The 26,025-nt window shown below is 64.3% G+C and carries 23 protein-coding genes; 9 read left to right on the top strand and 14 right to left on the bottom strand.

What is annotated here, in order from left to right; genetic code table 11:
• Window positions 1-80: 80 nt before the first annotated feature.
• From FJ948_RS16345 to FJ948_RS16330, 4 genes are all read right to left on the bottom strand, one after another.
• Window positions 81-1,511: a HAMP domain-containing sensor histidine kinase gene (locus FJ948_RS16345; RefSeq protein WP_140706093.1), complete on the bottom strand. Its 1,431-nt coding sequence runs from the start codon at window positions 1,509-1,511 to the stop codon at window positions 81-83.
• Window positions 1,508-2,182 (bottom strand): response regulator transcription factor, encoded by a 675-nt coding sequence (locus FJ948_RS16340; RefSeq protein WP_140706091.1) that lies wholly within the window; start codon window positions 2,180-2,182, stop codon window positions 1,508-1,510. The genes FJ948_RS16345 and FJ948_RS16340 overlap by 4 nt, the downstream gene beginning before the upstream one ends.
• Before the next feature lie 50 nt (window positions 2,183-2,232).
• Window positions 2,233-2,619: a hypothetical protein gene (locus tag FJ948_RS16335; protein WP_140706089.1), complete on the bottom strand. Its 387-nt coding sequence runs from the start codon at window positions 2,617-2,619 to the stop codon at window positions 2,233-2,235.
• A gap of 173 nt (window positions 2,620-2,792) precedes the next feature.
• Complete coding sequence (locus tag FJ948_RS16330) at window positions 2,793-3,410, bottom strand: outer membrane protein (protein ID WP_140706087.1); 618 nt, start codon at window positions 3,408-3,410, stop codon at window positions 2,793-2,795.
• 463 nt (window positions 3,411-3,873) lie between these two features.
• On the opposite strand from FJ948_RS16330, the gene FJ948_RS16325 reads away from it, so the two are divergent.
• The gene (locus FJ948_RS16325; RefSeq protein ID WP_140706085.1) at window positions 3,874-4,137 is read left to right on the top strand and encodes a DUF6460 domain-containing protein; all 264 of its coding nucleotides are present in this window, start codon (window positions 3,874-3,876) and stop codon (window positions 4,135-4,137) included.
• 3 nt (window positions 4,138-4,140) lie between these two features.
• Here FJ948_RS16325 and FJ948_RS16320 read toward each other — a convergent pair whose 3' ends face one another.
• Window positions 4,141-5,043, bottom strand: a complete 903-nt coding sequence (locus FJ948_RS16320) for a histone deacetylase (RefSeq protein ID WP_140706083.1) — start codon at window positions 5,041-5,043, stop codon at window positions 4,141-4,143.
• A gap of 130 nt (window positions 5,044-5,173) precedes the next feature.
• Here FJ948_RS16320 and FJ948_RS16315 point away from each other — a divergent pair, with 130 nt between their 5' ends.
• Complete coding sequence (locus FJ948_RS16315) at window positions 5,174-6,514, top strand: MATE family efflux transporter (protein ID WP_140706081.1); 1,341 nt, start codon at window positions 5,174-5,176, stop codon at window positions 6,512-6,514.
• Here FJ948_RS16315 and FJ948_RS16310 read toward each other — a convergent pair.
• Entirely contained in the window at window positions 6,507-7,583 is a 1,077-nt protein-coding gene (locus FJ948_RS16310) for a quinone-dependent dihydroorotate dehydrogenase (RefSeq protein ID WP_140706079.1), read from the bottom strand. The genes FJ948_RS16315 and FJ948_RS16310 overlap by 8 nt on opposite strands.
• On the bottom strand, window positions 7,580-7,930 hold the full coding sequence (locus FJ948_RS16305) for a DUF952 domain-containing protein (RefSeq protein ID WP_140706077.1): 351 nt from the start codon (window positions 7,928-7,930) through the stop codon (window positions 7,580-7,582). The genes FJ948_RS16310 and FJ948_RS16305 overlap by 4 nt, the downstream gene beginning before the upstream one ends.
• 162 nt (window positions 7,931-8,092) lie before the next feature.
• Between FJ948_RS16305 and FJ948_RS16300 the strand changes: the two genes are divergently transcribed.
• Together FJ948_RS16300 and FJ948_RS16295 are read left to right on the top strand one after the other, a co-directional pair.
• Window positions 8,093-8,527 (top strand): hypothetical protein, encoded by a 435-nt coding sequence (locus FJ948_RS16300; protein ID WP_140706075.1) that lies wholly within the window; start codon window positions 8,093-8,095, stop codon window positions 8,525-8,527.
• A gap of 122 nt (window positions 8,528-8,649) precedes the next feature.
• Window positions 8,650-9,309, top strand: a complete 660-nt coding sequence (locus FJ948_RS16295) for a response regulator transcription factor (protein WP_127870796.1) — start codon at window positions 8,650-8,652, stop codon at window positions 9,307-9,309.
• 76 nt (window positions 9,310-9,385) lie between these two features.
• Here FJ948_RS16295 and FJ948_RS16290 read toward each other — a convergent pair whose 3' ends face one another.
• The gene (locus tag FJ948_RS16290) at window positions 9,386-12,916 is read right to left on the bottom strand and encodes a PAS domain-containing hybrid sensor histidine kinase/response regulator (RefSeq protein WP_140706073.1); all 3,531 of its coding nucleotides are present in this window, start codon (window positions 12,914-12,916) and stop codon (window positions 9,386-9,388) included.
• Between the two features lie 253 nt (window positions 12,917-13,169).
• Between FJ948_RS16290 and mscL the strand changes: the two genes are divergently transcribed.
• Together mscL and FJ948_RS16280 are read left to right on the top strand one after the other, a co-directional pair.
• Window positions 13,170-13,589, top strand: coding sequence for a large conductance mechanosensitive channel protein MscL (gene mscL / locus FJ948_RS16285; protein WP_140706071.1), 420 nt, complete (start codon window positions 13,170-13,172; stop codon window positions 13,587-13,589).
• Between the two features lie 109 nt (window positions 13,590-13,698).
• Window positions 13,699-14,865: a pyridoxal phosphate-dependent aminotransferase gene (locus tag FJ948_RS16280; protein ID WP_140706070.1), complete on the top strand. Its 1,167-nt coding sequence runs from the start codon at window positions 13,699-13,701 to the stop codon at window positions 14,863-14,865.
• 192 nt (window positions 14,866-15,057) lie between these two features.
• Here FJ948_RS16280 and hemA read toward each other — a convergent pair whose 3' ends face one another.
• Window positions 15,058-16,335 carry a 5-aminolevulinate synthase gene (hemA, locus tag FJ948_RS16275; protein ID WP_140706068.1) on the bottom strand — a complete coding sequence of 426 codons (1,278 nt, stop codon included), beginning with the start codon at window positions 16,333-16,335 and terminating at the stop codon, window positions 15,058-15,060.
• 280 nt (window positions 16,336-16,615) lie between these two features.
• Here hemA and galE point away from each other — a divergent pair, with 280 nt between their 5' ends.
• The 3 genes from galE (at window position 16,616) to FJ948_RS16260 (ending at window position 20,795) form a co-directional block, all read left to right on the top strand.
• On the top strand, window positions 16,616-17,611 hold the full coding sequence (gene galE / locus FJ948_RS16270) for a UDP-glucose 4-epimerase GalE (protein WP_140706066.1): 996 nt from the start codon (window positions 16,616-16,618) through the stop codon (window positions 17,609-17,611).
• A 105-nt stretch (window positions 17,612-17,716) separates the two neighbouring features.
• On the top strand, window positions 17,717-18,967 hold the full coding sequence (locus FJ948_RS16265; protein WP_140706064.1) for a D-amino acid dehydrogenase: 1,251 nt from the start codon (window positions 17,717-17,719) through the stop codon (window positions 18,965-18,967).
• A gap of 1 nt (window position 18,968) precedes the next feature.
• Window positions 18,969-20,795: an alanine racemase gene (locus FJ948_RS16260; protein ID WP_140706062.1), complete on the top strand. Its 1,827-nt coding sequence runs from the start codon at window positions 18,969-18,971 to the stop codon at window positions 20,793-20,795.
• Here FJ948_RS16260 and FJ948_RS16255 read toward each other — a convergent pair whose 3' ends face one another.
• Genes FJ948_RS16255 through FJ948_RS16235 form a run of 5 tightly spaced genes read right to left on the bottom strand, consistent with a single transcriptional unit; the run spans window position 20,796 to window position 25,999 of the window.
• The gene (locus FJ948_RS16255) at window positions 20,796-22,172 is read right to left on the bottom strand and encodes an FGGY-family carbohydrate kinase (RefSeq protein ID WP_140706060.1); all 1,377 of its coding nucleotides are present in this window, start codon (window positions 22,170-22,172) and stop codon (window positions 20,796-20,798) included.
• Entirely contained in the window at window positions 22,169-22,486 is a 318-nt protein-coding gene (gene rhaM / locus FJ948_RS16250; protein ID WP_140706058.1) for an L-rhamnose mutarotase, read from the bottom strand. Before rhaM ends, FJ948_RS16255 begins: the two co-directional genes overlap by 4 nt.
• Complete coding sequence (locus tag FJ948_RS16245) at window positions 22,486-23,487, bottom strand: ABC transporter permease (protein ID WP_140706056.1); 1,002 nt, start codon at window positions 23,485-23,487, stop codon at window positions 22,486-22,488. The genes rhaM and FJ948_RS16245 overlap by 1 nt, the downstream gene beginning before the upstream one ends.
• Window positions 23,484-24,461, bottom strand: a complete 978-nt coding sequence (locus FJ948_RS16240) for an ABC transporter permease (RefSeq protein WP_140706054.1) — start codon at window positions 24,459-24,461, stop codon at window positions 23,484-23,486. The genes FJ948_RS16245 and FJ948_RS16240 overlap by 4 nt, the downstream gene beginning before the upstream one ends.
• The gene (locus FJ948_RS16235; RefSeq protein WP_140706053.1) at window positions 24,458-25,999 is read right to left on the bottom strand and encodes a sugar ABC transporter ATP-binding protein; all 1,542 of its coding nucleotides are present in this window, start codon (window positions 25,997-25,999) and stop codon (window positions 24,458-24,460) included. The genes FJ948_RS16240 and FJ948_RS16235 overlap by 4 nt, the downstream gene beginning before the upstream one ends.
• Between the last annotated feature and the right edge of the window lie 26 nt (window positions 26,000-26,025).

Here is a 26,025-nt window from a genome sequence, read left to right as displayed (position 1 = left end):
TTAGAAAACAGATAAGCCAGGGATCGGCGCGGCGGTTGCCGGCCCTGCCGCGATGCTTTTGGTGCCGTCAATGGCCCGAGTCACAAACAAACCGGCAGTTCCATGCGGATGCGGGCGCCGCGCCATGAGCCGGCCAGGATCCGGATCGTTCCCTGGTGCAACAGGGCGATCTGCCGGGCAAGATTAAGCCCCAGCCCCGCCCCACGCGACTGCGGCCTGAGGCGATAAAAGGGTTCGAAGACATTCTCCTGCTCTTCCACGGGAATGCCCGGGCCTTCGTCGCGCACTTCGATGCCACCGGCCTTGTCGATCGCGATCGTGATCGTGCCGACGCCGCCGCCATGCTCAATCGCGTTGCGCACGAGGTTGGCGAGCGCCCGCTCGATCTGCGGCACGTTGACTTCGACGCGTGTCTTGTCAGGCGAGGGCTCGAAGGCAAGGTCGTAGCCGGCCTCGACGGCGAGCGGCGCGAAGTCGGCCGCCACCCGGCTGACGAGACCCTCGAGATCGACGATCTCGCGCTGGTCCGATGGCCGGTCGAGCAATTGATGGTCCAGCAATTGCTGTGCAAGATGCGACAGGCGCTCGATATCATGCAGCAGCCGCGCGCTCTGCGGCTCCTGCCGCAGCAATTCGGCGCGCGTGCGCAGGATGGCGATCGGCGTGCGCAATTCGTGCGCGGCATCGGTGAGGAAACGGTTGTGCCGGTCATAGCCCTGCGCCAGGCGGGCCAAGGCTTCGTTGAAGGCATGCACCAGCGGCGCGATCTCCTGCGGCACATGCTTGACGGGCAACTGCATCGCGCGGGTACCGATATCGATGCGGGCAGCCTGGCGGACGGTTTCGACAAGGCCGGCAAAGGAACGGCGCACCACGGCCGGCGTCGTCACCAGCGTGGTGGCGCCCATGACCAGGACGATGGGCAACAGCAGTATGGCGATGACGAGCGCCAGCGCCGGCAGCGCGCGCTCCCAGTTCCTGCTGCCATCCGGATACCGGGCGACCTCGACCGTGGCCGAAATGTTGATCTCGAGCCCGTCGGTCTCCTGACGCGAGGACTGCGTCGCGGCGATGATCCGGACCGCCCCGGCCCTGGTCGAAGCGTTTTCGATATAGGCTTCCGGGCGCATATCCTCATCGGAGAATCCGATCGTGGCGTGGTCTGCTTCACCGAGCAGCCCACCGAAATCCTTGGTGTAGACAGCTGGTATCGTGCCGGAACGGACGCTCTGCCCGCGATCGTCGCGAACGATGTACCAGACATTCGGGAAGCCCCGGCGAAACGCCGCGAGTTCTTCCGTTTCACGCACGATCAAGCTGCCGCCCTTATCGCGGTCGACGGCATCCTTGACGGCCGCGACGGCAGCCTCATTGTCGATAAGCAGCCTCGGATTGGCAATCCAAAGGGCCGCCGCGCAAAGCACGATGAAGAAGAGCAGCGTTGCTGCCTGCAGCAGGATCAGCCGGCGGACCAGGATCCATTGCAGCGATCGCGTGCGGATCTTCTTCACGAGACTGCCCGCAGGAGATAGCCAAGGTTGCGGATCGCCCGTATCTCGATGCCGGCCGCGACATCATCGAGTTTGCGGCGCAGCCGCGAGACATGTGCGTCGAGCGCATTTGAGCCGATCTCGTCGTCCAGGGCGTAGACGGCCTCCTCCAGAGCGCCGCGCATGATGGTCCGGCCCGGCCGGCGGATAAGGGTTTCAAGCACCAGCCTCTCACGTCGCGGCAAATCAAGGGCCTGATCCTCGACCAGCGCCTCGCGATGGCGGAAATCATAGGTGAGGCGGCCGACCATCGTCTGGTTGGCGCGCGGAGTGAACGAGCGGCGATGGAGCGCATGCAGCCGCGCGACGAGTTCCACCGTAGCGAAAGGCTTGACCATGTAATCGTCGGCGCCGGCATCGAGCCCGGCGACCCGGTCATCCAACCCGCTCATCGCCGTCAGCGCGATGACAGGCACATCCAGGTGCAATGCGCGCAGGCGCGGGATCAGGCTGAGACCGTCCCCATCCGGCAGCCGGCGGTCCAGCACCACGGCGTCGTGATGGCCCAGGCGAGCGACCGCCTCCGCGTCGGTCAAGGTCGCGGCATGGTCGACGATGATATCCAGACGTTCCAGGGCGGCCTTCAACACGGAGGCCATTTCCGGTTCGTCCTCGACCAGCAGGACGCGCATTGGCGTTCTCCTTCACCCGTAGCCGCGGGATTTGCCGCCGCCGCGGCGGTTCATTCGCATTCCAGCTTTGGCCGGCGGAAATTGGTGATGAACCAGCGGCCGCCGGAAGCGCGGGCGTAAAATGTGTAGAAGCATTCCTGACGCTCGATATAGCCGGGCGTCTCGGTCTCTTCATAGACGGTTCCGTGTTTTGTGTGGCGAACCTCGCCGCTCGATGTCCCGGCAACCGTTGACGTCGAGACCTGGCGCCATTGATAGGCACGCTCCCCCTGGCCGAGATCGACGACCGCCGTTGGTGGACCGTAGTCCAGGACGACCGATTCGACCGGCTGTCCGACATAGTTCTTCATGATGTCGGAGGCGCAGCCCGCCAGGGCGAACGCGGTCGCGATGAATACTATCTTGGACGTCAGTCGGCCGGCGCGATGCGTGGACATTGCTGATTCCATGGTGAAAACGCCGGACCTAGATTGCGAAGATTACATCGACATTGCGACAAGCATGGAATGTTCGCGGCCTCGAAGGGAGATCGGTGTCCAGGAACCAAGACCGAGAAGATCGCGCAATGCCGTTGCTGGCATCGCGCGATCGAATCCGCCATTTGCCACTGCTAGAACCGGTAGTTGATGCCGGCTTTCAACTCATGGCTGCCGATTGTCTCCCTGGATCTGCCAAGGGTCGATGTCGTTTCCACGCCGGGGGTGCGGACATAGTCGTACTCGACCTTGGCCGAGAGGCCGCCGGCGAAGCCCTGCTCGATGCCGGCGCCGACAAGGTAACCGACCTTCCAGCCGTCGCTGCTTATCACGCCGTCGCCCTTGTCGAACCTGGTCATGGCCACGCCGCCGGTCCCAAACAGCAGGGTCTGGTCGAAACTGACGCCGGCCTTCGCCTTGGCCGCGCCACGCCATTTTTCCTTGATCTTGCCGCCCCGGACATCGTGCTCGGCGCCGCCCAGATAGGAACCTTCGATCTCGGCGCCGAGAACCGCCGGACCCACCTGCTTGACATAGCCGGCCTGGACGCCGCCGCTGAGGCCGTTTCGGCCCGCGAACGGGTTCGGCATTCCCGTGAACGCCGTCCCGCCATGGACGCCGACATAGGCGCCACTCCATTGGAAGGCCGGGGGATCGTTGTAGGTGGGCGACAGGTCGGCGGCCATCGCCGGTCCGAGGAGACAGACGGCAAGGACACTCGCCGTCAGGACGATCTTTGCTCGAGAGGACACTGCATTACTCCAACACAAACGCGCATCCGGCACCGATGCGCTGGTTAACTGCCGAGGAGCCGGACCGTTGGGGCGGTCGGCTCCGATTGGTGTCTTTCAGGGATGGTTGCGCGGCTTTGGGGACCGGCTTTCACCGGCTGTGGTAGGGGCAGAGCGCCGCGCGGTCCGTCACCTGAAAGACGCCTGACATCTCGCAAGTGAAAATTGCACGCACATTGCGCAGAACTGGAAAATGGCGATTTTGTGCTTTATTTTCAATAAATTAAAATGAATTTGTTTACCCGTTTTTAAGAATTGCGAAGGGCTTGAAGCCGCTCGGCCAGTTGCTCGAACGATAGAGGGCCCCCTCTGGGCCGCGGCTTGTCGGTTCCAGCCATGCGCCGCGCCGGCTTGATGGATGGCCGCCAAGCACGTATCTCTGGGCCGTGCCCACGAGTCCGGGCATCTCAATCGGGAGACGACCTTGTCCGCACTGACGCGCTTTCTCGGCGACTCGCCGCTCAGGGTTGTCCTGAAGCTGCTGGTGATATCCTTTCTCGTCGGCCTGGTCATGAATGCCTTCGGCTGGTCGCCGATGGACGTGTTCTACGGCATCCAGAAGTTCTTCATGGACCTCTGGAATCTCGGCTTCCACGCCATCGACCGCTTCCTCGGCTATATCCTGCTCGGCGCGGCGATCGTCGTGCCGGCCTTCATCCTGCTCAGGGTCGCCAACTACCGGAAATGACCTTCAGGCGTAGCCCGAGGCGACCTCGAACAGGATGGCGTGGCGCGCCGCAAGCGCCGGCACATCGGTGGAATAGCCGCCGCCGATGACACCGCAGACGGGAACGCCGAGCGCCCGAAAATGGCCGATGACCATCTCGTCGCGGGCGCGAAGTCCATCGTTGGAAAGCGCCAGCCTGCCCAGCCGGTCCTCGGCATGGACGTCGACGCCGGCATTGTAGAAGACGATGTCCCAGGGCGTACGGGCGGAGAGTTCCGGCAGGATGGTATGGAGCCTTTCGACATAGGCGGCATCGCCGGTGCCGTCGGGCAGCGCCACGTCGAGGTCCGAGGCTATCTTGCGTACGGGGTAGTTGCGTTCGCCATGCATGGAAAAGGTGTACGCGCGGGGTTCATCTCGCAGAACGTCGGCCGTGCCGTCGCCCTGATGCACGTCGAGGTCGACGACCAGGATATTTTGTGCCGCGCCCTCTTCAAGCAGCACCAGCGCGGCGACGGCAACATCGTTGAAGGTGCAGAAGCCGGCGCCTTGCGCGCGCCGCGCATGATGGCTGCCGCCGGCGGTGTTGCAGGCGATGCCGTGGCGCAAGGCAAGCCGCGCCGCCGCCACCGTGCCGCCGGTGGCAAGCTGTGCGCGCAGCGAGACGCGCGGGCCGACCGGAAAGCCGATCTCACGCTCGATTTTTTCAGGCACGGCGCAGTTGATGACCTGGTCGACATAGTCCGCGGCGTGGGCAAGCCTCAACCAGGACGCCGGCGCGGGCCCGGCTGTGTTGAGCGTCTCGGGTCCGGTCAGGCCGCGGGCCCGCAAGGCCTCCATCAGCAACGGATATTTGCTCATCGGAAAGCGATGGTTGGTGGCGAAGCCGGCGTCGTAGTCGGGGTGGTGGACGATCTGCAGGGGCATGAACTGGTCGGACGGTTTCGCGCCAGAGCGGGATTTCGGTTGGCCGTCGCGTAACGGCGATTGCGCGGTGGCCGGAAAATGGGGCACATCGGTTCCCCGATCAAGTCGCAATCAGCAAGGCAGCAATCCTTTGGACCAGGGTGCCAGCCCAACCGACGCCAGGGCCTTTTCCGTCACCAACCGCTCGGTGCTTGCCATTGCCGTGCCGATGACGCTCGCCTATCTGACGACGCCGCTGCTCGGCCTGGTCGATACGGCGGTGGTCGGCCAGTTCGGGGATGCCGCCTTGCTCGGCGGCCTGGCGGCCGGCGCGCTGGCTTTCGACGTCGTCTTCACCACCTTCAATTTCCTGCGCTCGGGCACAACTGGCCTCGTCGCCCAGGCATTCGGACGCGGCGACGCCCTCGAGGAACAGGCGGTGTTCTGGCGCGCCGTGCTGATCGCGGTCGTTGCCGGCGTCGTGCTGGCAGCGCTTTCGCCGCTCATCGCCCTTGGCGGCCAGTGGTTCATGGACGCTGGACCACGCGTCAGCGACGCGATGGGCGTTTATGTCAGGATCAGGCTCCTCGCCGCCCCGTTCTCGCTGATCAACTACGCCATCCTCGGTTACGTGCTGGGGCGCGGCGAGGGCGGGCTCGGGCTTGTCCTGCAACTGGTGCTCAACGGCATCAACATCGCGCTCTGCTTCCTGCTCGGCCTTGAACTTGGCTGGGGCGTTTCCGGCGTCGCCTGGGCAACCGTCACCGGCGAATTCCTGGCCATGCTGCTTGGTCTGGCGATCGTGGTGCGCCGGTTCCGATCCAGCCCGCCCTTGCCCCGCCACCGCCTGCTCGACATGTCAGCCTTCCTGCGCATGCTGTCGCTCAACCGCGATATCATGATCCGTTCGTTCTCGCTGCTCGCCGCCTTCGCGCTGTTCACCCGCCAGGGGGCTGCGTTCGGCACGGTGACGCTTGCCGCCAATGCGGTGCTGATGAATTTCTTTCTCGTCGCCGGTTACTTCCTTGATGGTTTCGCCACCGCCGCCGAACAGCTGGCCGGCCGCGCCATCGGCGCGCGGGCGGCACAACCCTTCCGGCAAGCGGTCCGTCTGACCCTGTTCTGGGGCTTCGGCTTGGCCGCCGGCGCGACATTGGTGCTGTCGCTGGCGGGTGCCAACCTGGTCGCTGTCGTGACGACATCGCAGGAGGTCCGCGCCGTGGCCGATGTGTATCTGCCGTGGGCGGCTTTCACCGCGCTGAGCGGTGTGCTCGCTTTCCAGATGGACGGGGTTTTCATCGGCGCGACATGGTCACGCGACATGCGCAACATGATGCTCTTGTCATTCCTCGTCTTCGCCGCCGCGCTGATGACGCTGGCGCCCGCCTTCGGCAATCACGGCCTGTGGGCCGCGCTGCACGTTTTCCTGCTGGTGCGGGGATTGAGCCTGCTGACAATTCTGCGGCTGCGGATGCGGACCGCGTTCAGCTGAGCGGCTTCGACGCCCACTGGTCAAGATGGCTGTCGCGCAACTCGCGCATCGAGCTGAGTTTCTCCGTCTGAGCAAAGCGCGCCATCCCGGCCACGATCCGGCCCGGCAGCGCCGGTCCGGCATAGATCATGCCGGTGTAGAGCTGGACGAGATCGGCGCCAGCGCGGATCTTGTCAAGCGCCGTCTCCGACGAGTTGACGCCGCCGACACCGATGATGGCCATGTCGGGCCCGAGCAGCTTGCGCATCTTGGCAAGCACCATGGTCGAGCGCTCGAACAGCGGCTTTCCCGAGAGCCCCCCCGTCTCCCCCGCGGCGTCGCCGCGCAGCGCCGGCCGGGAAATCGTGGTGTTGGAAACGATGATGCCGTCGATCCGCTTTTCGGTGACCTCGGCGGCGATATCCTCCAGCTCGGCCTCGACCAGATCCGGCGCGATCTTGAGGAAGACCGGCGGCCGCGCGGACGCCGCGGCGCGTGCGGCCATGACGCGCGACAAAAGTTCGCCGAGCTGTTCGCGCGCCTGCATGGTGCGCAGGCCCGGCGTGTTGGGCGAGGAAATGTTGACGGTGAGATAGCTGGCGTGGGGCGCGAAGCGGGTGACGCCGCGCTCATAGTCGCCGATTCGATCGGTGCTGTCCTTGTTTGCGCCGATGTTGACGCCGACGATGCCGCCGCGCCCCTTGCGCGCGGCAAGGCGTTTTTCGGCCGCGGCGTGGCCTTCATTGTTGAAGCCCAGCCGGTTGATGACAGCTTCATCCGAGGTCAGCCGGAAGATGCGCGGCTTCGGGTTGCCGGATTGCGGCAATGGCGTGACGGTGCCGATCTCGGCGAAGCCGAAGCCCAGCCCAAGCAGCGCGTCGGGCACCTCGGCGTTCTTGTCGTAGCCGGCCGCCATGCCAAGCGGATTGGGGAAATCGAGACCGCAAAGGCTGATCTTCAGCCTTGTATCGCGTACCGTCCGCGCGCCGACCGGCAGGCCGCAGCGCAGTGCCGCGATCGACAGGCCATGCGCGGTTTCCGGATCGAAGGTGAACAGCAGCTTCTGGCCGATCCGGTCGAACACGCTCATTGCCCCTCCAGGGCGGGGAACTGGTGGGTGCCGTCAGCACCAAGCGGCAGCGGCTTGACCCATAGCACCGCTTTCAGGTCGAGCACGCCGTAGAGATGCGGAAACAGCGCACCGCCGCGCGAGACCTCATATTTCAGCGCTTCACCCAGGCTGGCGCCGTCGATGGCGACCAGCAGAAGGTCGGCCTGGCCGCGGAAATGCTTGGCCGCCGTTTCCCTGGCCTGCGCCGCCGTCGAGAAATGGATGAAGCCGTCGGCGATGTCGATCGGCGCCCCGGTGAAGCGGCCATTGGCTTCGGCCTCGCGCCAAGGCGCTTGCGGGGTTATCTTGTAGATAATCTGTGACATGGTTGCGCTATAGAGCAATTCCGGGAAAAGTGTGAGGCGGTTTTCCGTCCGGAATTGCGTCAGACGAGTCCGAACCAGTCGTGCGGGGAAGGCCAGGCCAAGGGTCTTCCCCATTTCCGGCGCAAACATGCGATATTTCAGGCTTTGGCCATGGAGGACGACATGCGTCTGCAGCACATCCTGATCCCCGCCGCGCTCGTTTCGCTGGTCGCGGCTTCAGCTTATTCGGAAGAAACCGACCGCTACCGGCTGGAAAAGTCGGCCACCGGCTATATCCGCATGGACACCCAGACCGGCGCGATGTCGATCTGCGAGGAGCGTTCGGGCCAGCTCGTCTGCAAGATGGCCGCCGACGAACGCGCCGCTTACCAGGATGAGGTCGATCGCTTGCAGAGCTCGATGAAGGCTATGGACGAGCGCGTCACCAAGCTGGAGAATTCGCTCTCCGCCCGCCTCGAATCGAAACTGCCGAGCGAAGAGGATTTCAACACGACGATGAGCTACATGGAGCGCTTCCTCAGGAGCTTCATGGGCATCGTCAAGGACATGGACAAGGACAGTGGCAACGGCGCCCAGCTCAACTCGCAGAAGACCTGAGCGCCATAGACGAGGGAAAACGCGGCGCGTTGGCTTTGCCGCTTGAAAACAGCGCGCCGCCCCTCATAATCGTCCGACTGATCCCGCAAAAAGCAGTAAATCGGGGATTCGGGGAGGGACATTTGCCGTCAGGCTATTCTTTCGTCATCGCCGACGATCATCCGCTGTTTCGCGGCGCCCTGCGCGAGGCGCTTGCCGGCATCGGCAACGTCACGGCTATCCACGAGGCCGGCGATTTCGAAAGCGCCAAGGCGCTGGTCGTGGCCAATGAAGACGTCGATCTGGTGCTGCTGGACCTGTCGATGCCCGGCGCCAGCGGCCTCTCCGGCCTGATCTCGCTGCGCGGCATCCATCCGGCGGTGCCGCTGGTCGTGGTGTCGGCGCATGACGATCCGGCGACCATCCGGCGCGCGCTCGATCTCGGCGCTTCCGGTTTCATCTCCAAGTCGGCCAGCATGGAGGAGATCCGCGGCGCGGTGCAGTCGGTGCTTGCCGGCGATATCGCGGCACCCGTCGGCGTCGATCTCGGCGTCGAACGCGATCCCGAAATATCGGACCTGATCAAACGGCTGCAGGCGCTGACGCCGCAGCAGACGCGCGTGCTCGGGATGCTGGCCGAGGGGCTGCTCAACAAGCAGATCGCCTATGAGCTTGGCGTCTCCGAGGCGACGATCAAGGCGCATGTCTCGGCCATCTTGCAGAAGCTCGGCGTCGACAGCCGCACCCAGGCGGTGATCCTCTTGTCCAAGATTGGCAGCGACCCGCTGCAGCCGGCGGGCTGACCGGATGTCCGGGACGACCCAATCTCCACGGAGCTGTCCAAATTCCCTGCTTCGGTTGCCCTTGGCTCTTGGCGGGCTATTCGGCGGCCGAAGCCAGCGGCCTGACCCTGGCCATCATCGAGCGCAGGGCGGCGGGTTTCAACGGCTTGTTGATCACCGGAATCTCGAGCCTGCCCGCCGCCGCCCGCACCTCGTTGGAGCGGTCGGCGGTGACCAGCACGGCCGGCAGGTCGTCCCCATGGGTCGCTCGCAGCCCGACAATGATATCGAGACCGGTTTCGCGGTCGAGATGGTAGTCGGCAAGCACGATGTCCGGACGCTCGATCGCGGCCCTGTCCAGATCCTGCGAGCCGGTGACCGTGGCGACATTGCAGCCCCAGCCTTCGAGCAGCAGCCGCATGCCTTCGAGGATACGGGTGTCGTTGTCGATGCACAGCACACGCAGTCCCGACAGCGAAGCCGCCGCGCGGGCCGGCGCCCTGGCCTCGACCTCGCGTAGCGGCTCCTGCGCGGCCGCTACCGGCAGGATGACAGAAAAGCGCGTGCCTTTGCCAGGATTGGAGAAGATGCGGATCTCGAGCCGCAACACCCTGGCGATGCGGTCGACGATGGAGAGGCCGAGACCAAGACCTTCGGCTTCGCGTGCACCTTCGTCCAGCCGGGTGAACTCGTGGAAGACGGTGTTCAGCTTGTCGCCGGCAATGCCGATGCCGGTATCGATGACCTGGATCTCCGCCAATTCGCCACGGCGCCGCACGCCGACCAGGATGCGGCCTTGGCGGGTATATTTGATGGCGTTGGAGACCAGGTTCTGGATCAGGCGGCGCAAAAGATTGCGGTCCGTCATCACCGTCAGTGAGGACGGAATAATGGTCAGTTCGAGCTTCTTTGCCGCGGCCATCGGCCGAAAATCATTGCCGATCTGGCTGAGCAGTCCGTCGAGGTTGAAGGCCGTGTCATCCGGTTTCATGGCGCCGGCATCGAGGCGCGAAATGTCGAGCACCGCGCCCAGGATGGTCTCGACCGATTCCAGCGAGGATTCGATGTTGACCGCCGCCTTGCCGGCCGGTCCCCGGCCGGCTTTCTCGATCAGCGAGGAGCAATAGAGCCGGGCGGCATTCAAGGGCTGCAGGATGTCGTGGCCGGCGGCGGCGAGGAAGCGTGTCTTGCCGAGATTGGCCTCCTCGGCCAGCATCTGCGCCTGTGCCAGTTCCTCGTTGACCCGGATCAATTCCTCGTTGACCCGGATCAATTCCTCGTTGACCCTCGTCAGCTCGATGGTGCGGGTCTTCACGCGCTGCTCCAGCGATTCATTGGCACTTTTCAGCGCCAGGTCCTGCTCGACGCGTCCCGATATGTCGGCATAAGTGGCGACGATGCCGCCGTCCGGCATCGGGTTGGAGCGAAGTTCCAGGATGCGGCCGCTGGTCTTCAGTTCCGTCTGCCACGGGCTGACGAAGCTGGTCAGCCGGTTGAGCATCGCCACGCGCTGGTCGGAGGGAATGTCGCCGCGCTCGGCCAGATGACGCAGGATACGGTCGAGCGAGACGCCGACCTGGCCCATCTCGTCTGGCAGGTCGAACAGCGCCCGGTATTGACGGTTCCAGCAGATCAGGCGGAAATCGCGGTCGAAGACGGTGATGCCCTGTTCCATCTGGTCGAGCGCGATCTGCAGCAGGTCGCGATTGTGCTGCAGCGCCTCCGTCGCGTCGTCGAGCAGGCGGAAGGCGTCCCTGGATTCGCGGTCGTGGCGGCGAAACAGCAGCGACAGGATCAGCCGCGCCGAGGACGAGCCGACGGCGCTGGCCAAAAGCTGTTCGGAAAAGCGGATGACGTCCATGCTGGCCTGCTCGTTGCCGTGCAGCGAGGTGCCGTTGCTTTTCTCGAAGGATTGGAAGGACCGCTCGGTGCGTTCGACGCCGAGATAGCGTGAGATCGTGTCCTTGAGGTCGTTGACGGTGATGGCGGTGCGGAAGCGGCGCAGGCTCGGCATCGGGCCGGCTTCGCGCGGCACGAAGATCGACGCCTGGATGCGCTCAAGCGGCACCGACGCCCGCGACAGCGAGCCGAAGACGAAGAACAGCGTGTTGATCGACAGGCTCCAGAGCACGCCGTGATTCAGCGGTTCGGCCACGGTGCCGAACAGTGCCTGCGGCCGCAATGCCTCGAAACCGAACAGTCCATGCACGATGATGCCGGTATCGGGGGGGACGAGCGACGGCACCAGCAGCGTGTAGCCCCAGACCAGGATGCCGGCGACCATGCCGAGTGCCGCGCCCCGGCCGTTGGCGCCGCGCCAGATCAATCCGCCGATCAGGGCCGGCGCGAATTGCGCGATCGCGGCGAAGGACATCAGGCCGATCGAGGATAGCCGGGCGCTGTTGGTGCTCTCGCGGTAGTAGAGAAAGGCGATGAAGAGCAGGATGAAGATCGCTCCGCGCCGCACATTGAGGATGAGCGTCGACCAGTCCTCGTTTTCGGAAGTGGTCGTGCGCAACAGCCGGCGCACAAACAACGGGATGATCAGGTCGTTGGAGATCATGATCGACAGCGCCACGCTCTCCACGATGACCATGGCGGTTGCCGCCGACAGGCCGCCGATGAAGGCGGCCATGGCCAGAAAATCATGGCCGCTGAACAGCGGCAGCGACAGCACGTAGAGGTCGCTGCTCGTCCTTGTGCCGACCAGCGTCAGGCCGGCAAAGGCGATCGGCAGCACGAACAGGTTGATCGCCACGAGGTAGAGCGGAAACACCCATGTCGCGGTGCGCAGCTCCGCCTCGCTGCGGTTCTCGACAATGGTGACGTAGAACTGCCGCGGCAGAAGGATTATGGCGAAGCCGCTCAGGCAGGTCAGCACCAGCCAGGTGGCAAGCGACGTCGAATAGCCCATTGCCTGCCGCACCTGGCCATTCTCGGCCAGCCGGTCGAACATGTCGCCGGGGCCGCCGAAGATCAGGAAGGTGACCATCAGGCCGATCGCCAGAAAGGCGGCAAGCTTGACCACCGTCTCGACCGCCACCGCCAGCACCAGCCCGTCCTGATGTTCGGTGGCGTCGGCATGACGGGTGCCGAACAGGACCGCGAACAGGGCCAGCAGCATGGCGACGACCAGCGAAATGTCGCTGACGAAGGGATCGAAAGAGGGTGGCGAGCCAGTATAATGCTCGACCATCAGGCTGACCGAGCCGGAGATCGCCTTCAATTGCAGGGCGATATAGGGCACGGCGCCGATGGTGGCGATCAGCGTGGCGATCGCGGCCACGGTAAAGCTCTTGCCGTAACGCGCGCCGAGGAAGTCGGCGACCGAAGTGATCTTCTCGGTCTTGGCCAGCCGCACGATACGGTTGAGCAGCGGAAAGCCGAACACGAACACCAGCACCGGGCCGGTATAGATGCCGAGGAATTCCAGGCCGCGTTCGGAGGAAAGGCCGACCGAGCCGAAGAAGGTCCAGGACGTGCAGTAAATGGCAAGGCTGAGCGCATAGATAAAGGGTCGCGCCCTGCTGGGGCCTGATAAGGCCGAGCGGCGGTCGCCCAGGCTGGCGATGGCGAACAGCAGCGTCACATAGGCGATCGCGATGAAGACGATGAACAAGCCCTGCACGCCGGCAAGATCCTCCCTGTGCCGATTTTCATCTAGCCGGGTTAGACGCAATCACAGCTTGGCACATGAGTCCATCACGGCTTTGGGCGCATGAAGCATCTGATTTCAAAGGGGTAACGCAAGGTAAGGCGAAGCCGGTTGTTTTCTCCTTTTTGCCCATGTTGCAACTTGAGGTTTTTGTTATGGTGTCCGCGGGCCGGTGCCGGAGAGGTGGGAAGCGGCAGCGCGGCCCGCCATGATAAGGAGGGTCGAAATGCTGAAAGAATTCCAGGAATTCATTTCCAAGGGCAATGTGATGGACTTGGCCGTCGGCGTCATCATCGGCGCTGCCTTCGGCAAGATCGTCACTTCTCTGGTCGACGACGTCATCATGCCCTTCATTGGTGCACTCGGAGGAGTCGACTTCAATAACTACTTCATTGGGCTGTCACACAATGTAACTGCCACCAATCTTGAAGATGCGCGCAAGCAAGGCGCTGTCTTTGCTTATGGCAGCTTTATCACCGTGGCGTTGAACTTCCTAATCATTGCCTTTGTCATCTTTCTGATGGTCAAGGCGGTGAATAATCTTCGCCGCCGACTTGAGCGCGAGAAGCCTGTTGCTCCCGCCGCGCCGCCCCCCGCTGACGTTGCGCTGCTCACCGAAATCCGCGATCTGCTGGCCAGGCGATAGGCGGATACGGTTCTTCTGGACCAAAACCCCGGTCGTTCACGGCCGGGGTTTTCTGTTTTCGTATCTGGTAAGCAGCGCTTGAGACCGCCCGAGACAACGGACCTTCCCAATGACCTTGATCCAGACCCTGCGCCCCGAGGCCCTGGCCGCGCCTGAAAGCGGTATCGTCGCCGTCGTCAACTATGGCCGACTGCGCGAGGGCCTGATCCCGCTCTGGGCCGGCGAGGGCGACCTGCCGACACCGTCCTTCATCACCGATGCCGCGTCGAAGGCGCTGGCCGGCGGCGAGACGTTCTACACCTGGCAGAGGGGCATTCCCGATCTCAGGCAGGCGCTGGCGCGCTACTACGCCAGGCATTTCGGCAAGACCTTCCCCGAGGAACAATTCATCGTCACCGGCTCCGGCATGCATGCCATCCAGCTAGCCCTCGACGCGCTTGCGGGCGCCGGCGACGAAGTGATCTACCTGTCGCCCGCCTGGCCGAATTTCGACGCCGCCGCCGCCATCGCGGGCGCCGTGCCGGTGCCGGTCACGCTCGACCATTCCGGAAATGGCTGGTCCTGCGACGTCGAGAAGATCGCCGCAGCGGTCACGCCGCGCACCAAGGCGCTGTTCATCAACACACCGTCCAATCCGACCGGCTGGACCGCCGACCATGAGACCTTGCGTGCGATCCTCGATCTCGCCCGGGCCAAGGGCCTGTGGATCATCGCCGACGAGATCTATTCGCTGTTTCACTACGGCCATGGCCGCGCGCCGTCCTTCCTCGATATTGCCGAGGCCGAAGACCGCATCCTGTTCGTCAACAGTTTCTCCAAGAACTGGGCGATGACCGGCTGGCGGGTCGGCTGGATCAAGACGCATCCGAGCCTGCAGCAGGTGTTCGAGAACTTGATCCAGTATTCCAACTCGGGCGTCGCCCAGTTCATGCAGCGCGGCGCGGTCGCGGCGCTCGACGAGGGCGATGCCTTCGTCGCCGAACAGGTGGAGCGGGCACGGAAAGCCCGCGACCTGGTCTGCCGCATTCTCGGCGAAACCGGCAAGGCGCGCTTCACCGTGCCACAAGGCGCCTTCTACCTGTTCTTCACGGTCGACGGCATCACCGATTCACGCAGCGCCGCCTTCGACATCGTCGACAAGGCCAATGTCGGCCTGGCACCCGGCACCGCCTTCGGCCCCGGCGGCGAAGCGTTCCTGCGCCTATGCTTCCACCGCCGCCTCGACCAGCTCGAGGAAGCGGCAAACCGGCTGGCGAAGTGGGTGAAGACTGTTTGAGGTCGGTTTGGGATTGATGGTCTCGCAAGACGATAGCGTGCGGCGGTAGCGGCCGACCGTCGCATTCTTCGGCTGATGTCGCGGCGGAGACCCTAGGATCCTGTGTGTTTTTGCCATGCTACAGTTGAGGTGGGCTGAAGAAACGGGCGGAAGGCGGCGCCCTAACCAGCCAGTCGCCTACGAACAGCGCCGTCAACCGCCCGACTTGGGCACCAGCAGCGGAATGATCCGGTCGCTTTTGGCCACCGAAGGCCGTCCCGCCGAACCGTAGGGGATGCCGAGTGCGTCCCAGGTCTCGACGAGCGCGTCCTGCAGTTCGGCGATCAGCGCATCGGAATGGAATGGCGTCGGCGTGATGCGCAGCCGCTCCGTGCCGCGCGGCACGGTCGGGTAGTTGATCGGCTGGATGTAGATGCCGTGCACGCCGAGCAGGCGGTCGCTGGCCATCTTGCAGAGTTCCGGATCGCCAACCAGCAGCGGTACGATATGGGTTGGCGACGCCATCACCGGCAGGCCGGCCGCCGACAGGATCTGCTTGGTTCGCGTTGCCTGCTGCTGCTGGGCGTCGCGCTCGGCCTGTGAGCGCTTCAGGTGACGGATCGAGGTGGTGGCCGCGGCGGCGATCGCCGGCGGCAGCGCGGTGGTGAAGATGAAGCCTGGCGCGTAGGAGCGAACCGCGTCGATGACGGCGCTCGTGCCGGTGATGTAGCCGCCCAGCGTGCCGAAGGCCTTGGCAAGCGTGCCTTCGATGATGTCGATGCGGTCGGCGAGGCCTTCGCGCTCGGTGATGCCACCGCCGCGCGGCCCGTACATGCCCACTGCATGGACCTCGTCGATATAGGTCAAGGCATTGTAGCGCTCGGCGAGCTCGACGATCTCCTTGATCGGCGCGATGTCGCCGTCCATCGAATAGACGCTTTCGAAGACGATCAGCTTGGCGCGTTCGCGGCCCGCCGCCTGCAGCAGGCTTTCCAGATGCGCGACATCGTTGTGGCGGAAGATCTTCTTCTCGGCGCCCGAGCGCCGCACGCCTTCGATCATCGAGGCATGGTTCAGCTCGTCCGAGATGATCAGGCAATTGGGCAAAAGCCGTGCGATGGTCGAGATCGAGGCCTCGTTGGAGACGAAGCCGGAGGTGAAGACCAAGGCGGCTTCCTTGCCGTGCAGGTCGGCCAGCTCATGCTCGAGTTCGACCAGCGGGTTGGACGTGCCGGAAATGTTGCGGGTGCCACCGGCGCCCGAACCCATCTTGCCGGCCGCGTTCTGGAACGCGGCGATGACGTCGGCGTGCTGGCCCATGCCGAGATAGTCGTTGGAGCACCAGACGGTGATTTCCTCGGCGCGGCCGTTGGAACGCCAGATAGCACGCGGGAACCTGCCCGCGATGCGCTCGAGGTCGGCGAAGACGCGGTAGCGACGCTCGGCATGGAGCTGATCGATCGCTTCCTCGAAAAACCGCTGATAGTTCATATCGACTTCCCAATTTTGCGCGGGATCATAATCATTGGCCTTTTGGTCGTCCACCGGGCCGATTTGGTCAAAATGCCACGCCCCGGACCTGTTCCTAACGACAGCGGATCGTGGCCTATTCCCAATTCATGGCACGGTCTTTGGTTCACTTTTGTTTCCGCACGATGCCACATCAAGTGAACGCTGGTTACCTCTCGTTTTAATGGGCAGACGGCAGACTTTCCAGTAAGGCGGTTGTTGAGACAGTTTCCGATAAATCTTGGGTAAGCGAGGACTTGGGATGACGGTTTTGGTAACAGGCGGCGCCGGCTATATCGGCAGCCATATGGTCTGGGAGTTGCTGGATGCGGGCGAGAACGTCGTCGTTCTCGACCGCCTTTCCACCGGCTTCGAATGGGCGGTGGCACCTGAGGCGAAGCTGGTCGTCGGCGATGTCGCCGACGGGGAATTGGTCGGCTCGATCATCCGGGAAAACAAGGTCGACGCCATCATCCATTTCGCCGGTTCCATCGTGGTGCCGGAATCGGTCGCCGACCCGCTCGCCTACTACGAGAACAACACCTCGAAGACCCGCACGCTGATTGAAACCGCGGTGCGCGAGGGCGTGCCGAATTTCATCTTTTCCTCGACAGCCGCCGTCTATGGCGGCGCCGGACTGGAGCCGGTGCGCGAGGATGCCCGCCTGGCGCCGGAATCGCCCTATGGGCTGTCCAAGCTGATGAGCGAGTGGATGCTGCGCGACGCAAGCCTTGCGCACGACATCCGCTACACGGCGCTGCGCTATTTCAACGTCGCCGGCGCCGATCCGAAGGGCCGCACCGGCCAGTCCACCCCGGGCGCCACCCATCTGATCAAGGTCGCCTGCGAAACCGCGCTCGGCAAGCGCCCGTTCATGCAGGTCTTCGGCACCGACTATCCAACGCCGGACGGCACCTGCATGCGCGACTACATCCATGTCAGCGATCTGGCCGCCGCGCATCGCCTGGCCCTGCAGCGGCTGCGCGATGGGGGACAGAGCCTCGTCGCCAATTGCGGCTACAGCCATGGTTATTCCGTGCTCGAGGTCATCGACAGCGTGCGCCGCGCCTTCGGCCATGATTTCGAGGTCAGGATGGGCGACCGGCGTGCCGGCGACGCCGCCGCCGTGGTGGCCAATTCGGATCTTGCCCGCTCTGAACTCGGCTGGACCCCGCAGCGCGACGATCTCGACCAGATCGTCAACGACGCGCTCGCCTGGGAACGTATCCTGACCAGCAAAAACTCCGCGCGGGGCTAAGCCCGCGCTTTCCCCAAGGGCTCGCAAGCCGCGCGGCGACGCGCTATGGAAGCATTCGCGATACGGTGCCGAGGCGCCGTGCCGCGAGGAGCTTTGGGGGATCGCATGAAGATAACGGTGCTTGGAGCCGGCGTCGTCGGCACGGCAGCCGCCTATTATCTGGCCGCGGACGGTCACGAGGTCACCGTGATCGAGCGCCATCCGGCGCCGGCGCGGGGCACCAGCCAGTCGAATGCCGGCCTGGTGTCTCCCGGGGATGCCACCGCCTGGGCCTCGCCCGCGGCACTTAAGACGTTCCTGCGCGGGCTCTACAATCATGATCTCGGCATCAAGGTCAGGCTGCGCTTCGATCCCTATTTCCTCGCCTGGAGCCTGCGCTTCCTGCGCCAGTGCACGGTGGCCCGCCTGCGCGCCAACAGCCAGGTCAAGCTGCGGCTGGCGCTCTATTCGCGCGACTGCATCAACGCCATCTCCGCCGAGACTGGCATCCATTACGACGAGCGCAAGAAGGGAATCCTGTATTTCTTCCGCTCGCAGCACAGCCTCGATACCGGCACCGACAATTATCGCTATCTGGCCGAGCATGGCCTGCCGATCGAGATCGTCGGCCGCGATCGGCTGGTCGAGCTTGAACCGGGTCTTGCCGGTGTCAAGGAAAAGATCGCCGGCGGCGTCTATTCGCCGATCGACCAGACCGGCGATTCCCGGCAGTTCGTGGAAAATCTGGCCGCCTATGCCGCCGAAAAGCTCGGCGTGAGGTTTCGCTACGGCACCACGGTCGAAGGCCTCGACATCGAAGGCGACCGGGTGCGTGCCGTGATGACCTCGGCCGGGCCGGTCACCGGCGATGCAGTGGTGATCTCGATGGGGCCGGAGAGCGGTCTGCTCGGCCGCCGCTATGGCATCGACCTGCCGGTCTATCCGGTGAAAGGTTACACGGCGACGATTCCGCTGGAGGACGAGAGCAAGGGCCCGACCATGGGCGGCGCCGACGAGGACCAGCTGATGGCCTATTCGCGCCTTGGCAATCGATTGCGGTTGGCTTCGACCGCCGAATTCACCGGCTTCGACCGCACCCACAAGCCCAGCGACTTCGCCACCATGTTCAGGACCGGCAAGGATCTGTTTCCTGGCGCTTTCGACGAGAAGAAAGCCGAGCTGTGGGCGGGTTTGCGGCCGATGATGCCGAACTCGGTGCCGGTCATCGGCCAGGCGAAATACCGCAACCTCTATCTCGACACCGGCCACGGCCATGTCGGCTGGACCATGGCCTGCGGCTCGGGCAAATTCCTCGCCGACCTAGTTGCCGGGCGCAAGCCGGAGATCGATCCCCAGGGACTGGTCTACGGGGGATAAAATGTCGGGACCGCAAGTCGCCATCGACCTTGGCCGCATCGAGCGCAACGCCCGCACCATCGTCGACCGCTGCGCGCTTTCTGGCATCAAGGTGTTCGGCGTTACCAAGGGCACATGCGGCATGCCGCAAGTGGCGCGCGCCATGCTGCGCGGTGGGGTGGCCGGCATTGCCGAATCCCGCTTCGAAAATATCCGCCGGCTGCGCGCCAGCGGCATATCGGCGCCGATCATGCTGTTGCGCAGTCCGCCGATGGCGCGCGTCGAGGAGGTGGTGCGCACCGTCGACGTCAGCCTGCAGTCGGAACTGACCATCATCCGCGAGATCTCGCGCATCGCCGAGCGCATGGGCCGTGTCCACGACATCATGCTGATGATCGATCTCGGCGATCTCAGAGAAGGCATCTGGCCGAACGACCTCATCCCCACGGTCGAGCAGATTCTGGACATGAAGGGCGTGCGCATCGCCGGCATCGGCACCAATCTCGGCTGCTTCGGCGCCATCATGCCGACCCAGGAAAATCTCGGCCAGCTCGTCGCCCATGCCTACAAGACCGAGCGTCTGTCAGGAAAAAGCCTGGACTTCATCTCCGGCGGCGCCTCGTCGTCGCTGCCGCTGTTGCTCGAAGGCAAATTGCCGGCCGGCATCAATAATCTCAGGGTCGGCGAGGCGATCCTGCAGGGCGGCGTCGAGACTTTTCGCGATGTGCCATGGGCCGAACTCGAACCCGATGCCTGTCGGCTGACCAGTGACGTCATCGAGGTCAAGCTAAAGCCGTCACGGCCGATCGGCATGTCGGGCTACGATGCGTTCGGCAACCAGCCGGTCTTTCCAGACGAAGGCGACAGGCTGCGCGCCATCGCCAATATCGGCCGCGAGGACGTGCTGGTCGAAGGGCTGACGCCGATCGCAAAGGGGATACGGGTGCTCGGCGCCTCCAGCGACCATCTGCTGCTCGATGTGCAGGACGCCGATCCGCCGCCGGCCGTCGGCGACCGCGTCGCCTTCCGCATGAGCTATGGCGCCATGCTGCTGGCGATGACCTCGGAATATGTCGAAAAGGCCCCGATGCACGATGTCGCCGACTTTTCCGGCCGCAAGATGGTGCAGATCACGGCCGAGCCTGGGGCCGCCGGCATCCTGGCCAGGGAAGGCACCGGTGCTCGGCTGGAAGCGATGAATTTCGATGTCGTCGAACTGGCCGATATCGACCGGCCGCCCTCGGGCCTGATCCGGCTGACCGCTGGCGCTGACCGGCGCATCGCTCACAAGGCGCTGACGACGACCGCGCGCGCGACACACTCCTTCGGCCTGATCTGGGTCGATTCCATCGCCGCCCTCATGCCGGAAGAAGAGGAAGGCATCGATCTGCCGGAGGCGTCCGTGCTGGCGCGTACGCTTGGGCTCGACCACAAGGCGGGCGCGCTGCAGCCGCGGCTGTCGCCGGAAAACGTCGTCATCGTCGGGCTGCGCCATGCCGATCCGGCGGAAGCGCGGGTGCTGAAGGATTCGCGCGTCTCGGCCTTCACCATGACCGATATCGACGCCATGGGCATGCGCGACCTGATGCACGAGGCGATCCGCATCGCCACCTCCGGCACACAAGGTTTTCATGTCAGCTATTCGCCCACGGCGACCGAATTCGCCGGCTGGGCGGCTGGTTCCGGCGGCCTCACCGTGCGCGAAACGCATCAGGCAATGGAGGCGATCGCGCTGTCCGGCGGGCTGCTGTCGATGGATGTCTCCGGCCTGGCCACCGATCTTGAACCCAGGATCGGCAGCGACACCATCAACTTCGTCATGTCGGCCTTCGGCAAGCGGATCCTCTGATTACCCAACTGCCTCGACCGCCGTCCGCCACGCGCGCGCATACTCCGCCCAGGCCGGATCGACCGGGGGCTCTTGTGTCTGGCCCTTGCCATGCGCGGCTCCCTGATCCGATGCCAGCAGAGCGGCCCCGATGCTGGTGCCGGTCGCGGCTTGCGATGCGATGACCGCACGGCCAGTGCTCGCGGCGAGCATCCGTGTGAACAATTGGTTGCGCGCAAAAGGTCCCTCGACGGTGGTCGGGCCATCGCCGCCGATGAGGTCGAGGCACGTCGCTGTCATCAGCGCCAGGTAGAAGGAGATGGCGGCAAAGCGCTGGCCGGGAGGGATGGCCTCGCCCTTGCGCCATGCGGCCGCATGATGCGGAAACGGCCCCGAGCCTTGCTGGGTCGAAGGCAAAAGCAAGGTCCTGCGCGCCAGCACGGCGACAACGTCGTTGTCGGTCCAGTCCTGCGCCGCGCCTTCGGTCAGCAGCGAGAATTCCCGGCCGCCCATGAAACGCGCCGAGGGCACGGGGTCGCCGAGCGCATTGACGTTGACCAGCGTATCCCTTGCAGGGTCGAGCGCCACCGTCCTGCCGCCGACCGCCATCGACACCACCCAGGTGCCGGTCGAGACGACCGAGAAAGGCGGTTTGTCGGCCAGGAGATGCGGCAGCAGGGAGGCGTTGGAATCGTGCAGGCCGCAAAAGACGGGCGTTAGAGGATCGAGCCCGGTGCGCTGCGCAAGCACGGGCAGGACCGAGCCAAGACGGTCCCTGGCAGGTCGCACGGGCGCCATCAGGCCGCGCCAGCCCAGCCGGTCGACCAGCGCCGAAAGATCTGCTGTCCAAGGGTTCCACAGATCGGTGTGGCAGCCGAGCGACGTCACCTCATTGGCGGCGACGCCGGTCAGGCGCAGCGCCCAGTATTGTGGGTACATCAGCATCGCGGCGACCTTCGCGAACTGCGTCGGGAAGCTTTGCTGCTGCCAGAAGAATTGCGCGCCGAGATTGAGGCCGAGCGGCAGGCGCGGGGTGCCGGTCTCGGCGAAAGGCGGGCGGATCGCGTCATAGTCCGCCGCGAGCCCGTCGGGTCCGTCGAATTCATAGTCGAGCACAGGCAGCACCAGCTCGCCCGTGGCGTCGACCAGCACGCCGGTCGCGCCATGGGTGGTAATGGAAATCGCGTCGATGCGCTGGTCGCGGTTGAGGTCGGCGAGACTGTCGAGGATGAACGCCCACAGCGCTTCGACATCGTGATGCGGGTAGGGCGCCTGCCGCACCGGCGCGTTCGGCATGCGGCGCAGCGCCACCTCGCTCAATGTGGCGAGATCGACCAGCGCCACCTTGGCGTTGGTCTTGCCGATATCGATAACGGCGATGTGGCGGAGCGTGCTCATTCCATATGGAACACGGTTTCCAACGGCACAGCCACTGGCTCGTTGTCCGCCTTCGTCTCCATGACATCGGCCATGTGGGCCCACCAGCGCTGCATCACCGGATGGCTGGGCAGATCGGCCATGCCGTGATCGTCGCGCCGCCACAGCACGCCGAACAGGATGTTGGTGTCTTCGTCGAGATGGATCGAATAGTCGGAAACGCCGGCCTGTTTCAGCAGCGCGACCAGCGACGGCCAGATTTCGTCATGACGCTTTTTGTACTCGGCCTTCATGTCGGGTTTGAGCGTCATCTTGAATGCGTATTTCTCGGACATCAGGCCAGGCGTCTCCCGCGCAGCCGCCGCCAGACGATCGGCAGGGCGATGACGATGATCAGGAGCAGGCCGATGAAGATCGACATGACGATGCCGGGCACGTTGAGCAGGCCCAGACCAAATGTCACCAGCCCCATGATCAGGGCGGCAAGCACCACGCCGACAATGCTGCCGGCGCCGCCAAGGATCGAGACGCCGCCAAGCACCACCATGGTGATCACCTCGAGCTCGTAGCCCTGCGCGATCGACGGCCGCGTCGAGCCGAGCCGCGAGGTGATCAGCACCGAGGCGATGCCCGACATCAGCCCGGTCAGGCAAAACAGGATGAATTTTGTGCGGCCGACGCGCACGCCGGAAAACTGCGCCGCGATCGGATTGTTGCCGATGGCGAAGACACGGCGGCCGAAACTCGTGCGGTGCAGCACAAACCAGTAGACGACGGCCGCGATGAGAAAGAGCACCAGTTCGAACGACACCACCCACCAGACATAACCCTGGCCGAAGAAGGCGAAGCTTTCTGGATAGCCCTTGTAGGCCTGATCGCCGAGGATGATGAAGGCGATGCCACGAAACAGGCTCATCGTGCCGATGGTGACGACGATGGACGGCAGGCCGAGGCGCGTCACGAGGAGCCCGTTGAAGGCGCCGCAGCCGAGGCCGACGCCGATGCCGATCAAGACAAGCACCGGCGTGCCAGCGCCGGCCTGCACCGCCATGCCCATCATGGTCGAGGCGAGTGCGATGATTGCGGCCACCGACAGGTCGATCTCGCCCGAAATGATCAGCAACGCCATGGCAAAGGCGATCAGGCCCTTCTCGGTGAAATTGAAGGTCAGGTCCGAAAGCGAATAAGGGTCGAGGAAATAGGGCGAGGCGAAACTGTTGATGGCGAAGATGGCGATGGCCACCACGACCAGCAGCGCTTCCCAGGAAAAGATCGCCGAGGAGAGCGGCTTGTCGAGCCGGTCGGGAATGTGGCGCGGGACGGGAACGTCGGTCATGCCGCCTCCACTTTCCTCAGGATGATGCGGCCCTGCTGGCGTTCGCCGCGCGCGTTGAGCACGACGGCCAGGATGATGGCGCTGCCCGAGATCGCCATCTGCCAGAAGGGCGAGATGTTGATGACAGGCAGCGCGTTGGAGATGATGCCGAGGAACAATGCGCCGAGCACCGCGCCGCCGACCGAACCGATGCCGCCGGCGATCGAGATGCCACCGATGACGCAGGCGGCGATGATGTTGAGCTCATAGCCGTTGGCGACCTCGACCGAGGCGATTACGTAGCGCGAGATCCAGAGATAGCCGGCGAGGCCGCCGATCATGCCGGAGATGCAGAAGACGATGAATTTCGTGCGGCCGACATCGATGCCGGTATAGACCGATGCCGTCGGATTGACGCCGATCGCATAGATCGAGCGGCCGAGCGCGGTACGCGTCATCAGGACGAAGAACAGCGCGATGACCAGCATGGCGATCCAGGACAGCACGGGAATGCCGAGCAAAGCGGCGCGCTGGAAGCCGATGAAGTCCGGGCTCATCTTGTCGGCATTGACCCAGGCGCCGCCCGAAATGACGAAAGTGGCGCCGCGATAGATGGTGAGCGTGCCCAGCGTCACCACGATCGATGGGATGTTGAGCCGCCACACCAGAAGACCGTTGATGGCGCCGAGCACCAGCCCTACGGCAAGTGCGATCACGATCAGCAGCGGGATCGGGATCGCCGGATGGGCGGCGTTCAGCATCGCCACCACCATGCCGGTGAAGCACAGGTTCGAGGCCATCGACAGGTCGATGGAGCGGGTCAGGATGACCACCATCTGGCCGAGCGCCAGGATCATCAGGATCGAGGTGTCGTTGAACACCTGCCGCAGATTGCCTGGGTCGGCGAAGGCCGGAAAGCGCGTCGAGATCAGCCCGATCAGCACGGCGATGGCGGCCAGCAGCCAGATTTCGCGGTATTTGAGCAAAGCCTTCATGCCGCGATCCCCGCTGCCGTCCGGACCAACGTCTCGGCGTCCAGTCCCTTATTGTCGTAGACCGCCGCGATCAGGCCTTCGCGCATGACGACGACGCGGTCGGACATGCCAAGAATTTCCGGCAGTTCGGATGACACCATGATCACCGACAGGCCCTGCGCCACCAGCTCGGCCATGAAGCCGTGCACGGCGGCCTTGGAGCCGATGTCGATGCCCTTGGTCGGCTCGTCCAGGATGATCACCTTGGGTGTCGTCGCCAGCCATTTGGCGATGACCACCTTCTGCTGGTTGCCGCCCGAAAGCGTACCGACATCCTGGCTGAGCGAAGAGGCGCGCAAATCCAACCGCTCGGTGTAGGAGCGGGCCAGCGAAAACTCCTCCGCCAGCCGCAGCATGCCCGACTTGGAGGTGCGGGCGAGCGATGGCAGCGAAACATTCTGGAAGATCGGCAGGCCGATCACCACGCCTTGCTTGCCGCGTTCCTCCGGCACGTAGACGATGCCGGCCTCGATCGAATCCGCCGCCGATTTCGGCGCGATCGCCTTGCCTTCCAGCGTGATCGTGCCGCCTGATATGCGGGTGATGCCTGAAATCGCCTGCATGACCTCGCTGCGCCCGGCGCCGACGAGGCCATAGAAGCCGAGGATTTCGCCCTTGTGCAGATCGAAGCCGATATCCCTGAACTCGGTCGGATGTGACAGGCCGGAAACGGAAAGCACCGGCGCGCCGATCTCGGCCTTGCGCTGCGGGAAGATATGGTCGACCGAACGGCCGACCATCATGCGCACGATCTGGCTCTGGCCGGCATCCCTGATCAGCCCTTCGCCGACCATCTCGCCGTCGCGAAACACGGTGTAGCGGTCGGCGATGCGGTAGATCTCGTCGAACTTGTGGCTGATGAACAGGATCGCCTTGCCCTGCTCCTTGAGGAAATCGATGAGCAGGAACAGCTCCTCGATCTCCTTCATCGAAAGGGCGGCCGTCGGCTCGTCCATGATGACGATCCGAGAGTCGATCGACATGGCGCGCGCGACGGCGACGAGATGCTTGTTGGCGATGCCGAGATCCCTGAGCCGTGCATCGGCGTCGATATGGCCGGCATGCATGGTGTCGAGAACTTCGCGCGCATTGTTGCGCATTGTGCGCCAGTCGATGGTGCCGAAGCGGCTGCGCGGCGCATGGCCGAGAAAAATGTTTTCGGCGACGCTGAGATCGTCGAACAGCACGGTCTCCTGATGGATGGCGGTGACGCCAATTCCGAAGGCGGCGTGCGCGCTTGGCAAGGTGACGGCCTGGCCGTCGATGCTGATCGTGCCTGCGTCGGGCTGGTAGATGCCGGTCATGATCTTGACCAGCGTCGATTTGCCGGCGCCGTTCTCGCCGATCAGCGCGGTCACCTGGCCCGGATAGAGCGACAGGCTGACATTGTGCAGGGCGCGGACACCGGGAAAGCTTTTCGAGATGCCGGACAGCGTCAGGCGTGGAGCCGAGGCCGGAGGCCGCTCCTGCGTCTCGCTGTGTCGGGCCGTCGTGTCCATATCCGTATCAAGCCCTGAAACTAGAG

The sequence above is a fragment of the Mesorhizobium sp. B2-3-12 genome (assembly GCF_006442205.1).
GTDB lineage: Bacteria > Pseudomonadota > Alphaproteobacteria > Rhizobiales > Rhizobiaceae > Mesorhizobium.
This window is presented reverse-complemented; position numbering and strand designations above follow the sequence as displayed.

Bases quoted from the DNA above. Each gene is read 5' to 3' on its own strand.
- FJ948_RS16340 (WP_140706091.1), bottom strand. From the start codon at position 2,182: ATGCGCGTCCTGCTGGTCGAGGACGAACCGGAAATGGCCTCCGTGTTG.
- FJ948_RS16335 (WP_140706089.1), bottom strand. From the start codon at position 2,619: ATGTCCACGCATCGCGCCGGCCGACTGACGTCCAAGATAGTATTCATC.
- FJ948_RS16320 (WP_140706083.1), bottom strand. From the start codon at position 5,043: ATGCCCCTGCAGATCGTCCACCACCCCGACTACGACGCCGGCTTCGCC.
- FJ948_RS16310 (WP_140706079.1), bottom strand. From the start codon at position 7,583: ATGAGCGTGTTCGACCGGATCGGCCAGAAGCTGCTGTTCACCTTCGAT.
- FJ948_RS16305 (WP_140706077.1), bottom strand. From the start codon at position 7,930: ATGTCACAGATTATCTACAAGATAACCCCGCAAGCGCCTTGGCGCGAG.
- FJ948_RS16300 (WP_140706075.1), top strand. From the start codon at position 8,093: ATGCGTCTGCAGCACATCCTGATCCCCGCCGCGCTCGTTTCGCTGGTC.
- mscL (WP_140706071.1), top strand. From the start codon at position 13,170: ATGCTGAAAGAATTCCAGGAATTCATTTCCAAGGGCAATGTGATGGAC.
- FJ948_RS16280 (WP_140706070.1), top strand. From the start codon at position 13,699: ATGACCTTGATCCAGACCCTGCGCCCCGAGGCCCTGGCCGCGCCTGAA.
- hemA (WP_140706068.1), bottom strand. From the start codon at position 16,335: ATGAACTATCAGCGGTTTTTCGAGGAAGCGATCGATCAGCTCCATGCC.
- galE (WP_140706066.1), top strand. From the start codon at position 16,616: ATGACGGTTTTGGTAACAGGCGGCGCCGGCTATATCGGCAGCCATATG.
- FJ948_RS16265 (WP_140706064.1), top strand. From the start codon at position 17,717: ATGAAGATAACGGTGCTTGGAGCCGGCGTCGTCGGCACGGCAGCCGCC.
- FJ948_RS16260 (WP_140706062.1), top strand. From the start codon at position 18,969: ATGTCGGGACCGCAAGTCGCCATCGACCTTGGCCGCATCGAGCGCAAC.
- FJ948_RS16255 (WP_140706060.1), bottom strand. From the start codon at position 22,172: ATGAGCACGCTCCGCCACATCGCCGTTATCGATATCGGCAAGACCAAC.
- rhaM (WP_140706058.1), bottom strand. From the start codon at position 22,486: ATGTCCGAGAAATACGCATTCAAGATGACGCTCAAACCCGACATGAAG.
- FJ948_RS16245 (WP_140706056.1), bottom strand. From the start codon at position 23,487: ATGACCGACGTTCCCGTCCCGCGCCACATTCCCGACCGGCTCGACAAG.
- FJ948_RS16240 (WP_140706054.1), bottom strand. From the start codon at position 24,461: ATGAAGGCTTTGCTCAAATACCGCGAAATCTGGCTGCTGGCCGCCATC.
- FJ948_RS16235 (WP_140706053.1), bottom strand. From the start codon at position 25,999: ATGGACACGACGGCCCGACACAGCGAGACGCAGGAGCGGCCTCCGGCC.